The 12,903-nt window shown below is 49.4% G+C and carries 13 protein-coding genes; 10 read left to right on the top strand and 3 right to left on the bottom strand.

Annotation, left to right across the window (positions count from 1 at the left end; all coding sequences use genetic code 11):
- Window positions 1–17 precede the first annotated feature (17 nt).
- Both argA and R2083_RS01670 read right to left on the bottom strand, forming a co-directional pair.
- A complete protein-coding gene (gene argA / locus R2083_RS01665) occupies window positions 18–1,358 on the bottom strand; it encodes an amino-acid N-acetyltransferase (RefSeq protein WP_317537293.1) in 1,341 nt (446 codons plus the stop codon).
- Between the two features lie 38 nt (window positions 1,359–1,396).
- Window positions 1,397–2,143, bottom strand: a complete 747-nt coding sequence (locus R2083_RS01670; RefSeq protein ID WP_317537294.1) for a 16S rRNA (uracil(1498)-N(3))-methyltransferase — start codon at window positions 2,141–2,143, stop codon at window positions 1,397–1,399.
- A 163-nt stretch (window positions 2,144–2,306) separates the two neighbouring features.
- Here R2083_RS01670 and R2083_RS01675 point away from each other — a divergent pair, with 163 nt between their 5' ends.
- The 10 genes from R2083_RS01675 (at window position 2,307) to R2083_RS01720 (ending at window position 11,825) form a co-directional block, all read left to right on the top strand.
- The gene (locus tag R2083_RS01675) at window positions 2,307–2,864 is read left to right on the top strand and encodes a thioredoxin family protein (RefSeq protein WP_132427309.1); all 558 of its coding nucleotides are present in this window, start codon (window positions 2,307–2,309) and stop codon (window positions 2,862–2,864) included.
- Between the two features lie 2 nt (window positions 2,865–2,866).
- Window positions 2,867–3,655: an inositol monophosphatase gene (locus R2083_RS01680; RefSeq protein ID WP_317529818.1), complete on the top strand. Its 789-nt coding sequence runs from the start codon at window positions 2,867–2,869 to the stop codon at window positions 3,653–3,655.
- Window positions 3,656–3,664: 9 nt separating this feature from the next.
- On the top strand, window positions 3,665–5,119 hold the full coding sequence (gene trkA, locus R2083_RS01685) for a Trk system potassium transporter TrkA (RefSeq protein ID WP_317537295.1): 1,455 nt from the start codon (window positions 3,665–3,667) through the stop codon (window positions 5,117–5,119).
- A gap of 11 nt (window positions 5,120–5,130) precedes the next feature.
- Entirely contained in the window at window positions 5,131–6,588 is a 1,458-nt protein-coding gene (locus R2083_RS01690; protein WP_317529820.1) for a TrkH family potassium uptake protein, read from the top strand.
- Between the two features lie 88 nt (window positions 6,589–6,676).
- Entirely contained in the window at window positions 6,677–7,036 is a 360-nt protein-coding gene (locus R2083_RS01695) for a response regulator (RefSeq protein ID WP_411172535.1), read from the top strand.
- A 348-nt stretch (window positions 7,037–7,384) separates the two neighbouring features.
- On the top strand, window positions 7,385–8,191 hold the full coding sequence (locus R2083_RS01700) for a methane monooxygenase/ammonia monooxygenase subunit C (protein ID WP_090322878.1): 807 nt from the start codon (window positions 7,385–7,387) through the stop codon (window positions 8,189–8,191).
- Window positions 8,192–8,359: 168 nt separating this feature from the next.
- Window positions 8,360–9,184, top strand: coding sequence for a methane monooxygenase/ammonia monooxygenase subunit A (locus R2083_RS01705; protein WP_090322876.1), 825 nt, complete (start codon window positions 8,360–8,362; stop codon window positions 9,182–9,184).
- The gene (locus R2083_RS01710) at window positions 9,184–10,446 is read left to right on the top strand and encodes a methane monooxygenase/ammonia monooxygenase subunit B (protein WP_317529822.1); all 1,263 of its coding nucleotides are present in this window, start codon (window positions 9,184–9,186) and stop codon (window positions 10,444–10,446) included. Before R2083_RS01705 ends, R2083_RS01710 begins: the two co-directional genes overlap by 1 nt.
- A 208-nt stretch (window positions 10,447–10,654) precedes the next feature.
- Window positions 10,655–11,191: a hypothetical protein gene (locus tag R2083_RS01715; RefSeq protein WP_317537297.1), complete on the top strand. Its 537-nt coding sequence runs from the start codon at window positions 10,655–10,657 to the stop codon at window positions 11,189–11,191.
- 64 nt (window positions 11,192–11,255) lie between these two features.
- On the top strand, window positions 11,256–11,825 hold the full coding sequence (locus R2083_RS01720) for a hypothetical protein (RefSeq protein ID WP_317537298.1): 570 nt from the start codon (window positions 11,256–11,258) through the stop codon (window positions 11,823–11,825).
- 139 nt (window positions 11,826–11,964) lie between these two features.
- On the opposite strand, the gene secF is transcribed toward R2083_RS01720, so the two are convergent.
- Window positions 11,965–12,903 carry a protein translocase subunit SecF gene (gene secF / locus R2083_RS01725; RefSeq protein WP_317537299.1) on the bottom strand — a complete coding sequence of 313 codons (939 nt, stop codon included), beginning with the start codon at window positions 12,901–12,903 and terminating at the stop codon, window positions 11,965–11,967.

Consider the following 12,903-nt stretch of genomic DNA (forward strand, 5'->3'; position numbering starts at 1 on the left):
GTATTTTGTATGAAAAATTACAAGTGCTTGATCAGCACTTTCGAGCGGCGCTGGTAGTTATATAAATTCTGTTTAGTTTTCGGTAATTCGGCTGGGGTAGCCTGGCTGAAGCCGTGTTCGATGAACCAATGCGTGGCATGCGTGGTGAGTACGAACAGTTTGTGGATGCCTTGCGCGATGGTTTTGTTTTCGATGTGTTTGAGCAAACGTTCGCCGTGTCCCTGATCGCGGTAATCCGGGTGAATCGCCAAACAGGCGAGTTCGCAGGCGTGTTCTTCGGGGAAGAAATACAGCGCGGCGCAGCCGAGGATGATGCCGTCGTGCTCGAATACCGTAAACCGGTCGATTTCGATTTCCAGCAATTCACGCCCGCGCCGGACCAGAATGCCTTCGGCTTCGAGCGGCTCGATCAGTTGCAGAATGCCGCCGACATCGTCGATTCTGGCTCTGCGCAGCGCTTGCAGTGTTTCTTGCGAAATCATGCAGCCGATGCCGTCGTGCGTGAAAAGCTCCTGAATGATCGCGCCGTCGTTATGGCGGCTGACCAGATGCGCGCGCGCGACACCTCTATCGCAGGCTTTAGTGGCCGATTGAAATGCCGGTAAAACTGCCTCGGGTATTTTACGCATATCGGCTGTAATTTCTTGTTCCAGCAGCAATTTGCTTTCGGCTACGGTCAGTTCGCGCGGGAGCATTCCGGCTTTTTTTTCTTCGGCAGCTTTGCAATTGATGGCATCCAACAGAAAAATCAGTTTCTCGGCGTGAAGTGCGATGGCGGTTTCGGTCGCCACATTTTCCATCGTCAAGTTAAAAATCTCGCCGGTGGGTGAGTAACCCAGCGGCGAGATCAGTACTACATCGCCTTGCTCCAGACACGAATGAATCGCCGGAGCATTGATTTTGCGCACTTTCCCGGTATGCATCAGGTCGATGCCCTGAATGACGCCATAAGGGCAGGCGGTGACAAAGTTCCCGCTGGTCACACGGATGGCAGCATTGGCCATCGGTGAATTGGGCAAACCCATCGACAGCAAGGCAGCGATCTCGTGGTGCACGCGCCCGACCGATTCCTTGACGCACTGTAACGCGGCGGGGTCGGTGACGCGCATGCCCATCACGGTTTGTGTTTCCAGTTGCGACTCATCCAGGCGCAGTTGAATTTGCGGACGCGCGCCATGCACCAGTACCAGCCGGACACCGAGGCTGGCGAGCAGATTGACGTCGTGAATAAAATCGACAAAGGCGGCGTTCGTGACCATTTCGCCGCTAAAACCGATGACGAAGGTTTTTCCCCTGAACGCGTTGATATAGGGAGCAACCGAGCGGAACCAGGCGACAAATTCAGCAGGTGTGTTCATGGTCTGTGCAGATAGCGGATTTTTGTTCATGCGATCGGTTAAAAATCACCCCACAAGGTTTGTAATGCGGCAATAGCCGTCAAAGCCGCGCTTTCGGTGCGCAGGATGCGTTTTCCCAGACGTAGCGGGACGAAGCCGGTGTGTAAAACAGCTGCTTCTTCTTCCGGCGTAAACCCGCCTTCCGATCCGATCACAAGCGCCAGATTGGCATCGGCAGGTGGTTTGGCAATCTCTTTCAAACTTTGCGTGGCTGTCGTGGATAACATAAAGCAACCATCATGAGGCGACCGGCCGGATTTTTTCCGGCTTAGCCATTCCGGCAGCGAAATCAACGGCAGTACTTGCGGCACGTAATTTCTGCCGCATTGCTCGCACGCGGAAATGACGATTTTTTGCCAGTGTTGCTGGCGTTTACCGGCACGTTCGCCGGATAAGTGCACGATACTGCGCGCCGTGGTCACGGGTTGAATGCGTGTCACGCCCAACTCCACTGCTTTTTGTATGATCCAATCCATTTTTTCATTGACACAGACTGCCTGGGCCAACTCAATCGACAATGGCGATTCGCAATCTATCGCGTGATAGGCGTCGACCCGGACGGCCGTGCTGGATTTGGTGATGCTGGTGATGTGTGCGGAGAATTCACCGCCCTGTCCATTGAACAACGTGACCGCATCTCCCTCTTTCAGCCGCAATACCCGCGCGGCATGGTGTTTGTTCCCGGCCGATAATTCGATAATCGTTCCGGCAGTGATTTCTTCGGGATGGTAGAAGCGCGCATGCATGATGGGGGCTGACCGGGGTAAGTAGCAATTCGATAAATGGACTCATGATAATATAGCACGTTATTTATCCGGCATTCATTGTCTGACCGCTGTTTCAGTGGGTGAACGCGGCAGGCTGGAGAAGCGGTTTTCAAGATTATTATCGATAGTAGGAGAAAAGAATATGGCAAGTTTGGAAACACCGGTTTGTGATTTTGGCTGGAAAGCGGTTGATTTTGATTTGTTGGGCGTCGACGGCAAACGCTATAACCTGGCTTCCGCAAAAGGGGAAAACGGCCTGCTGGTGATGTTTATCTGCAATCATTGCCCGTATGTGAAAGCGGTGCAGGATCGCATCATTCGCGATGTGAATGAATTGAAATCGCACGGTATCAATGCCATTGCGATCATGTCCAATGACCCGGCCGATTACCCGGAAGATTCATTTGAAAACATGGCGCTGGTGGCGAAACAATTAAACTATCCTTTCCCGTACGTGTGGGATGAGACACAAGAAATTGCCAAACGCTATGGCGCAGTGTGCACACCGGATTTCTTCGGTTTCAACAACAAACTGGAATTGCAATATCGCGGCCGCCTGGATGCATCGCGCAAAGAGGCCGCCCCTGCCGATGTGCGACGGGATTTATTCGAAGGCATGTTGCAAGTTGCCAAAACCGGCCGCGGTCCGGCAGAACAAATCCCCAGTATCGGTTGTTCGATCAAGTGGCGGTCGGAGTAAACGTGCTAGAAGAAGTGATCACGGCGGTAAAAGAAGTCGCGCAGCAAGTCATCATGCCGCGCTACCTGCAAGTCGACCGTCAGATTAAAGCGGACGGCAGTTTTTTTACCGAAGCGGATGTCGCGGCACAGAATGCGCTGTTGGAAAAGCTGCAAAAAATTCATCCAGCCGCCGCGATGGGCGAGGAAATGACAAAACAGGAGCAGGAAGCGCAGTGGATCAAGGGGCAATCCGGGTTGTGGAGCATCGACCCGATCGATGGCACGTCTAACTTTCTCAATGGGTTACCGTACTTCGCCATTTCAGTGGCGTTCATGGAGCAAGGCAAGAGTGTGCTGGGCGTGATCTACAATCCGGTAACGGATGAGATGTTTTATGCCACCAAAGGCGGCGGTGCTTTTTTGAATGGTATTGCGTTGCCGCTGAAGACGTATACGCCGGCATTATCGGGTGCCATGGCCAATGTCGATTTAAAACGGCTGGATCGGAAATTCGCGGCCAGAGTGGCTGCTTATCCACCGTTTGCCTCGCAGCGCAACTTCGGTGCGTGCGCGCTGGAATGGTGCTATACCGCCGCCGGTTATTTTGATTTATATCTGCACGGCGGACAGAAGCCGTGGGATTACGGCGCGGGTTCATTGATTCTCGCAGAAGCGGGCGGACATATGTGCGGCTTCGAACAGGATGACTACTGGGCGGGATCGCCGTGGACGCGATCCGTGATAGCGGCACTGGATCCCGGGCTATTTGCGCAATGGCGTGACTGGGTGCGCGAGAACCGGAAAGAGTAGGTTGTTCAAGTGAAAATTATCATTCTGGGCGCGGGTCAAGTCGGTTCGTCGGTCGCTGAGAGCTTGGTCAGTGAAGCCAACGACATTACCATGGTCGATATCGATTCCAAGCGTTTGGCGTTATTGCAGGATCGCTTGGATTTGCGTACGGTTGTTGGCAACGCGTCGCATCCATCGGTGTTGGTGAATGCCGGGGCGCATGATGCAGATATGGTGCTGGCCGTAACAGAGCACGATGAGACCAATCTAGTGGCGTGTAAGCTTGCCGCCACACTGTTTAACACACCGACTAAAATTGCCCGGATCCGCTCCACGGAGTATTTGACGCATCCGGAAATTTTTTCAACGGAAAACTTCTGCGTCGATTTTGCCATTTCACCCGAACAGATTCTGACTGAATATATTGAGAAACTCGTTGAGTTTCCCGAAGCCTTGCAGGTGCTCGATTTCGCATCGGGAAAAGTAAGCTTGGTGGCGGTGCGCGCGTTAAAAGGCGGTTCGCTGGTCGGACAGGAATTACAGCAATTGCGCAAGCATGTGCCCAATGTGGATACGCGCGTGGCGGCTATTTTCCGTCAAGACCGGCCGATCATTCCGGAAGGCGACACCATCATCGAAGCGGAAGATGAGGTATTTTTCATTGCCGCAACCGAAGACATTCGCACCGTCATGCGGGAATTGCGCAAAATGGACAGGCCGGTCAAACATGTGATGATCGCTGGTGGCGGAAAAATCGGCAGGCGTCTGGCCATGACGCTGGAAAAAGATTATCAGGTCAGGATCATAGAACGCAATTACCAAGCTTGTGAGCGTTTGGCGGGTGAATTGAGCAATGCGCTGGTGCTGCACGGCGATGCAACGGATGAAACCTTGCTGGAGAGTGAGAGCATTGCCGAGATGGATTTGTTTTGCGCGCTGACGAATGACGAAGAGAACAACATTATGGCGGCGCTGCTGGCGAAACGGATGGGGGCGCATAAAGTGATTGCGCTGATCAATCGCCGCGCTTACGTGGATCTGGTGCAAGGCAGCCGTATTGATATCGCGATCTCGCCAGCGCAAGTGACGATCGGCTCATTGCTGGCTTATGTCCGGCACGGCGATGTTGCTGCTGTACATAGTCTGCGGCGGGGTGCGGCGGAAGCATTGGAATTGGTTGCGCATGGCGATGCGCGGTCGTCCAAAGTCGTCGGACGCAAGATTGATGAAATCAAGCTGCCAAAAGGCGCGACCATTGGCGCAATAGTGCGTGGTTTGCCGAGAACCGAAGGGTTATTTGGCGAGAGTTTGAGTTCCGCAGAGCTGGAAAAGAATCTAGCTGAGTCGAGTCACTCAATACGCGTCATCATTGCGCATCACGATACGGTCATCGAATCGGAAGATCATGTGATTCTATTTGTGGTCAACCGGAAAATGATTCGCGAAGTGGAAAAACTGTTTCAGGTTAACGTTGGCTTTCTGTAGCGCATCATTCCATGAATCGGTTGCTTACGGTTGTTAATGTGCTGGGCAAGATGGTGCTGGTATTCGGGCTGACCATGCTGATTCCATTCGGTTTGGCGCTATGGATCGATGACGGTGCGCGTTTTGTTTTTGGCGAGTCTATTCTGATTACCCTCGGTAGCGGTTTAGTCATGTGGCTCGCGACACGCCGCTATCAACGTGAATTGCAGACGCGCGATGGCTTTTTGCTGGTGGTCATGGTGTGGTCCGGGTTACCGGCTTTTGCCATGCTGCCATTACTGCTGTATTTGCCCGAACTCAATCTCAGCATGGCTTATTTTGAAGCTGTTTCGGGCTTAACCGCTACCGGTGGTACGGTATTGTCGGGGTTGGATGCGTTGCCGCCGTCCATCAACCTATGGCGTGGCGAAATTGTGTGGCTTGGCGGTATGGGTCTGATTGTGCTCGCGGTAGCGATCTTACCATTGCTGGGCGTCGGCGGACGGCAATTGCTGAATGCTGAAATACCGGGGCCCATGAAAGAAAACAAACTGACGCCGCGTATCGCTGAAACAGCTAAAGGGTTGTGGTCGATCTACGCGAGTCTGACCTTGGCGTGTGTTTTTGCTTACAAGTGGGCAGGCATGGATTGGTTTGATGCGGTCATGCACGCTTTCACAACTTTGGGATTAGGCGGTTTTTCATCGCATGACGCAAGTTATGCTTACTGGGATTCTCCGCTCATTGAATCGGTTGCAATTGTCTTTATGCTGATTGCCGGAATAAATTTTGCGACCCATTTTCTGGCTTGGCGGGCAAAAAGCTTAACGCCTTATCGCTATGATTCCGAAGTGAGCTGGTATGTCATGATCCTTTTTCTCAGTTGCGCCGGATTGGCATTGTATCTTTGGTTAACCGGCGTTTACTCCGAGCCGCTGATAGCCTTGCGTTATGCCGCTTTCAATATCGTATCCGTTGCCACGACGACCGGCTACAGTAATACCGATTATAACCTGTGGCCGATATTCGTTCCTCTCTGGATGTTATTTTTATCCGGATTTTGCACTTCTTCAGGCTCCACTGGCGGTGGCATTAAGATGATACGGGCCCGTATTCTGTATCAGCAGGTTTATCGTGAAATTATTACGATTATGCATCCCAATGCGGTAATGCCCGCGAAACTTGGGAGAAGTGTGCTGGCAAGCCGGGTCATTCTTGCAGTCTTGGTATTTCTGTTTGTTTATACGGCGAGTATCGTGCTGATGATGCTGATGCTCACATTGAGCGGATTGGATGTCATTACAGCTTTTTCGGCCGCGGTGGCTTGCATCAATAATCTAGGGCCGGGGCTTGGGGAAATTGGACCGGCAACCACTTATGCATCGCTAACGGATTTTCAGACATGGATATGTAGCTTTGCCATGTTGCTGGGCAGATTGGAATTTTTTACCGTGCTCGCTATATTTACGCCTGCATTCTGGAGGAAATAAAATCCAGAATGGTACAAGCTTAGTTTATGCCAAATTTTCGTAAGGAGTATGGGTGGATAATGCCGGTGTATTGAAGGGTATTAAAGTCATGGTGATCGATGACAGTAACACGATTCGGAAAAGTGCCGAAATTTTTCTAAGACCATTTGGTTGTGAAGTCATATTGGCAGAAGATGGTTTCGATGCGATGTCTAAGATTGTTGAGAATCAGCCTGATATTATTTTTGTGGATATCACAATGCCGCGCCTGGATGGTTATCAAGCGTGTAAGTTAATAAAAAATAATCCAATTTATCAGTCTACGCCAGTGATTATGTTATCCAGCAAGGATGGATTATTTGATAAAGCGCGGGGCAGAATGGCAGGATCGAACGATTATCTGACTAAACCATTTACCGCAGAGGGTTTATTGAGCATAATACGCAACTATACTTTGCAGCAAAATTAAGTAACCTAATTTGGCGAATGAGAATGCCATTCTAATCTTCCATTGAGTTTAGTAAGGAGAGTGGGATTTATTTTTAATATGCTTGAGGAGTGTTTTCTTAGTATTTGTATACGAAGTAGAATCGGGTAAGTTTTGAGTAAAAATCCCTAAATTAGAGTAGGGGATTTTATGACAAATGACTTGACTTTGAGGGGTAAGGTCGACTAGCCTGAGAGGTGTGGTTAAATTAAGGGTAGAAAATAGGTTAATTTAACTGCCGAGATAAAAGCAGTACTAATTAATTAGTATTAGAAGTAGAAGAGTAAAAGAACGAGAAGTAGTTTTGATTAACAGTTAGGAGGTAGAAACATGGCAACAACTTACGGCACGTCAAGTGCATCAAGCGCAAGCTATGACATGTCACTGTGGTACGACTCGAAGTACTACAAACTGGGCATGTTAACAATGCTGTTGGTAGCGATATTCTGGATCTGGTACCAAAGAACGTTTGCATACTCACACGGTATGGACTCGATGGAACCGGAATTTGACAAAGTATGGATGGGCCTGTGGCGCGTACACATGACCCTGATGCCTTTGTTTGCGTTAGTAACCTGGGGTTGGATCCTGAAAACCCGTGACACCAAAGAACAACTGGACAACTTAGACACCAAGCTGGAAATCAAACGTTATTTCTACTGGATGATGTGGCTGGGCGTGTATCTGTTTGGTGTTTACTGGGGCGGCAGCTTCTTCACCGAACAAGACGCATCCTGGCACCAAGTGATTATTCGTGACACCAGCTTCACCCCAAGTCACGTAGTCGTGTTCTACGGTTCATTCCCAATGTACATCGTGTGTGGCGTAGCATCATACCTGTACGCGATGACCCGTCTGCCACTGTACAGCCGCGGCACATCATTCCCATTGGTTATGGCAATTGCTGGCCCATTGATGATTCTGCCAAACGTAGGTTTGAACGAATGGGGTCACGCATTCTGGTTCATGGAAGAACTGTTCAGCGCGCCACTGCACTGGGGCTTTGTGATTCTGGGCTGGGCAGGTTTATTCTCGGGCGGTATTGCAGCACAAATCATCACCCGTTACTCGAACCTGACTGATGTAACCTGGAACGGCTCAAGCAGAGACATTCTGAACAACCGTATCGTTCCTTAATTCTGAATGCAGCACATCCTTCCCGCCTGTGATACGGGCGGAAGGATAAGAAGACTTAAGTTACTATGCAGTAATGAAAACGAGCAATAAGCAGACGACAAAAAGAAGCAAGGGAATCGTCAAGTTTTCATAATTTAATATCACACGAAATGAAGAAGGGAGGGTCTAGTGAGTAGAACAGACGAAATTTTAGCAGCGGCCAAGATGGTGCCGGAAGCGGTCAAGATGTCCAGATACATAGATGCGGTATATTTTCCGATTCTGTGTATATTGCTGGTAGGAACCTATCACATGCACTTCATGCTGTTAGCAGGAGACTGGGATTTCTGGTTGGATTGGAAAGACCGTCAATGGTGGCCTGTAGTAACACCGATTGTAGGTATCATGTACTGTGCAGCACTGATGTATTACCTGTGGGTAAACTATCGCCTGCCATTTGGCGCGACACTCTGTATCGTATGCCTGTTAGTAGGTGAATGGCTGACCCGTTACTGGGGCTTCTACTGGTGGTCACACTATCCGATCAACTTTGTACTGCCATCGACCATGATTCCAGGTGCATTGATGATGGATACAATCATGTTGCTGACCGGTAACTGGCTGATCACAGCACTGTTAGGCGGCGGCTTCTTTGGATTATTCTTCTACCCAGGCAACTGGCCGATATTTGGCCCAACCCACTTACCAGTGGTTGTAGAAGGCGTACTGTTATCAGTAGCTGACTACACAGGTTTCCTGTACGTACGTACCGGTACACCTGAATATGTTCGCCTGATTGAGCAAGGCTCACTGCGCACCTTTGGTGGACACACCACAGTGATTGCAGCGTTCTTCGCAGCGTTCGTATCTATGCTGATGTTCTGCGTATGGTGGTACTTTGGCAAACTGTACTGCACCGCTTTCTACTATGTTAAAGGAGAAAGAGGACGCATCTCAATGAAGAACGACGTAACCGCGTTTGGTGAAAAAGGCTTTGCACAGGGGATTAGATAATGAATATAAGAAGCATATTTAAACTGGGCGTATTAGGCCTGTATGGAGCAGCGATTGGAGCGGCATCGCTGGCGATGACGCTGACGTTAGATGTTAAGACAGCAGCGGCACACGGTGAACGCTCACAAGAACCGTTCCTGCGTATGCGTAGTATTCAATGGTACGACTTGAAATGGCAACCGAAAGTCACCAAAGTCAACGACATTGCGACGATGACTGGTAACTTTCACTTAGCTGAAGACTGGCCACGTGCGGTAGGTAAACCAACCCGCGCCTTCTTTAACGTAGGTAGCCCAAGCCCGGTGTTTGTACGTTTAAGCACCAAACTGAACGGCGAACCAACGTTTATTTCAGGTCCTCTGGAAATTGGCCGTGACTATGCATTTGAAGTCAGACTGAAAGCCCGTATTCCAGGACGTCACCACATGCACGCGATGGTAAACATCAAAGATGCAGGTCCTATTGCAGGTCCAGCCTCATGGATGAACATCTCCGGCAGCTGGGATGACTTTACCAACCCAGTAACCACACTGACTGGTAAAACCATCGACCTGGAAACATTCAACTTCAGCAACGGTATATTCTGGCACATCGTATGGTTAGGCTTAGGCTGCTTCTGGATTGGCTACTTTGTAGCGAAACCGATGTTCCTGCCACGTAGCCGCGTATTGCTGGCGTATGGTGACGAACTGTTAACCTCCCCAACGGACAGAAAAGTAGGTCTGGCAGTTGCAATACTGACCTGCGCGATTGTTTGGGGCGGCTATCGTTACACCGAAAGCGTACACCCATACACAGTACCGATCCAAGCTGGCGAATCGAAAGTAGCACCGTTACCGATTGCACCGAACCCAGTTGCAATCAAAGTAACACATGCTAACTACGACGTACCTGGCCGTGCACTGCGTGTAACGATGGAAATCACCAACAACGGTGACACAGCGGTTAACATTGGTGAATTCACGACAGCGGGCGTACGCTTTGTGAACGAACTGGGCCGCAAACACCTGGATCCTGACTATCCAAGAGAACTGGTAGCAACCGGCTTATCGATGGATGATGACAGAGGCGTTCAACCTGGAGAAACCCGTGAAGTTAAGATGGAAGCCAAAGATGCGTTGTGGGAAGTACAACGTTTGATGGCACTGTTGGGTGACCCTGAAAGCCGTTTTGGCGGATTGTTGATGACCTGGGATGAAGCAGGCAATCGTTATATCAACAGTATTGCTGGCGCGGTAATTCCAGTCTTTACCAAACTGTAAGAGAAGTTAAGTATCAACACCGGTACACCACTGTCGAAAGACAGCCGGTGTACCGGTTTTTTTTATCGGTAGAGAAAAGAGTAAAAATTTAGGGTATTAAAAGAATGCGGACAAAAGAATTGGCAAAATTAGAGGCGCTCATCCAAGAGGAGGATTTGTCGTGGTCAGGCAAATAGCACAAACGGGGACAGCAGTCTTTACACTTGTTATGGCACTGTATGCCGGCACAGCTGGTGCACATGGCAAAGTAGCGATGGAAGAAGACAACTGCATGCGCCGGATCGGCGAGAACATGATTCACCTCAGTACCTATCAGCCACAAGTAAACGAAGAAGGACATTACTGCACGGAAATACCCAAAGCGGGCAATGCCATACTCGTGATAGATTTAGTAGACCCTGCACTGCGTGAGATGCCGATAGGCGTAAAGGTTATGAAAGGCAGCAAAGCTGGCGAAGGGGACACGGTCACCAACCTGCACGCGGCGATGTATCAGGACGGCGTGATCAGCACGCAAAGCCCCCTCGAACAAGGGAAATATCTGGTATTGATTACTGCCGAAGGCGTACCGCCACTAAACTATGAATATCATTTACGGGTGGAAATGATCAACTATGCCGAAGTATTCAGAGCCACCATAGGACCGGCAGTCGGCCTATTGCTGACCACAATACTTGGGTATAAACTCATCCGGTCAAGACGTTTCAGAGACTGGCTGGCAACGCGCCGGGCCAACAAGAACTGAACAATCTGATAGCAAACAGAGCATATTAGAGACTAACCATTTATAGACACAGGAAATCCAAACGATGTCAGCAAGACTCATAGAAATGAAACAAGCATTATTCGCGGTTATACTTGCAACAGGTATGATATTTACCTCACAAGCACAAGCGCACGGTGGTTTGGCACTGGCTGAAGACATGTGCGTATTGACGGTAGGACCGTACCGGATGCACTTTACCGGTTATCAACCCTTATCGCAGGAAGAAGAATTCTGTGAAGACATACCGGAAACAGGCAAGACCGTGATCGCACTGGACTATATCCAGGAAGAGTTACGTCCGTTGAAGACGGAAGTGAGGATTATTCGTGATACAGGATCGGAAGCGAATCTGGACGAGATCACAGTATTCCACTTACCACCGAAGGTATACCCATCGGCATCGATTACGGTAGATCACACCTTTCCGGAGAAAGGCAAGTTTGTAGGGCTGGTGACGGTGACGGGTGGAGCGCAGGACTATGTATCACGCTTTCCGTTCTCGGTAGGTGAAGGCCGTCCGACCCCGAAAGCAGCGATTATTGCACCGGTTGTGCTGGTCCTCGCTGTTGCCGCTTTCTTCTTCTTGCGTAAGCGTAAACCGAAAGCTGCTTGATAATATAGCAAGTCAAAAAACACAAAAAGCACAGCAGGAAATTTCCTGCTGTGCTTTTTTTCTATTCGGAAATTAGAAATGCGCGCTTTCTGATCAACGGGTACTACTAGTTGACTTATCCATATGCGATTGTAAAACCTTATACAACCGCGCCATCATTTTCTAAAGGTTTTTTCTCAATCTTAACCAGATCTTCGCGTTTGACGCCTAGAAGCATGATGATTGAGCTGCCGACCATAATCGACGAATAAATCCCGAACCAAATACCGATGGTTAATGCCAGCGCAAAGTAGTGAAGCACTTCACCGCCGAATAAAAGCATCGCGATGACGACCATTTGTGTGCTTCCATGGGTAATGACTGTACGTGACATCGTTTGTGTAATGGCGCTATCGATGACTTCGGTAATGGATGCTTTGCGATATTTACGGAAATTCTCGCGGATTCGATCGAAAATAACGACCGACTCATTAACGGAGTAACCCAATATGGCCAATATGGCGGCGAGTACGGTGAGCGAAAATTCCCATTGGAAAAAAGCAAAGCAGCCAACGATGATAACAACGTCATGCAAGTTGGCAATAATACCCGATACGCCAAATTTCCACTCGAACCGTACTGCCAAGTAAGCAACGATACCCAGCGAAACAAATAGCAAGGCAAGCGCACCGTTTTCCAGTAATTCTGCTCCAACTTGCGGACCGACGAATTCCATTCGCTTCATTTCTACCGAAGAATCCGACTGTTTCAATGCATCCATAACGGTTTCCGACAATTGCGCGCTGGAAACATTAGGTTTAATTGGTAAGCGAATTAGAACCTCACGAGAGGTGCCGAAATTTTGCACACTGGCGTCAGACATACCGAGATCGGTGAGTACGCTTCTGACTTTTTCGAGATCAGCGGCTTGATTGTAACTGACTTCCAGTACTGTTCCGCCTGTGAAATCTACACCGAGATTGAGTCCTTTTGTGGCAATAAAGAAAACAGATAGAGCAAATGTCACAATTGAAATGACAGCCCCGACCCGTCTCCATCGCATAAAGGGAATGTTACGATTAAATCTAAAAAATTCCAT

Source organism: Nitrosomonas sp. Is35 (assembly GCF_033063295.1).
GTDB lineage: Bacteria > Pseudomonadota > Gammaproteobacteria > Burkholderiales > Nitrosomonadaceae > Nitrosomonas.

Excerpts from the sequence above, each read along its gene's own strand:
- argA (WP_317537293.1), bottom strand. The coding sequence starts at position 1,358 with ATGAACACACCTGCTGAATTTGTCGCCTGGTTCCGCTCGGTTGCTCCC.
- R2083_RS01670 (WP_317537294.1), bottom strand. The coding sequence starts at position 2,143 with ATGCATGCGCGCTTCTACCATCCCGAAGAAATCACTGCCGGAACGATT.
- R2083_RS01675 (WP_132427309.1), top strand. The coding sequence starts at position 2,307 with ATGGCAAGTTTGGAAACACCGGTTTGTGATTTTGGCTGGAAAGCGGTT.
- R2083_RS01690 (WP_317529820.1), top strand. The coding sequence starts at position 5,131 with ATGAATCGGTTGCTTACGGTTGTTAATGTGCTGGGCAAGATGGTGCTG.
- R2083_RS01695 (WP_411172535.1), top strand. The coding sequence starts at position 6,677 with ATGGTGATCGATGACAGTAACACGATTCGGAAAAGTGCCGAAATTTTT.
- R2083_RS01700 (WP_090322878.1), top strand. The coding sequence starts at position 7,385 with ATGGCAACAACTTACGGCACGTCAAGTGCATCAAGCGCAAGCTATGAC.
- R2083_RS01710 (WP_317529822.1), top strand. The coding sequence starts at position 9,184 with ATGAATATAAGAAGCATATTTAAACTGGGCGTATTAGGCCTGTATGGA.
- R2083_RS01715 (WP_317537297.1), top strand. The coding sequence starts at position 10,655 with ATGGCACTGTATGCCGGCACAGCTGGTGCACATGGCAAAGTAGCGATG.
- R2083_RS01720 (WP_317537298.1), top strand. The coding sequence starts at position 11,256 with ATGTCAGCAAGACTCATAGAAATGAAACAAGCATTATTCGCGGTTATA.
- secF (WP_317537299.1), bottom strand. The coding sequence starts at position 12,903 with ATGGAATTTTTTAGATTTAATCGTAACATTCCCTTTATGCGATGGAGA.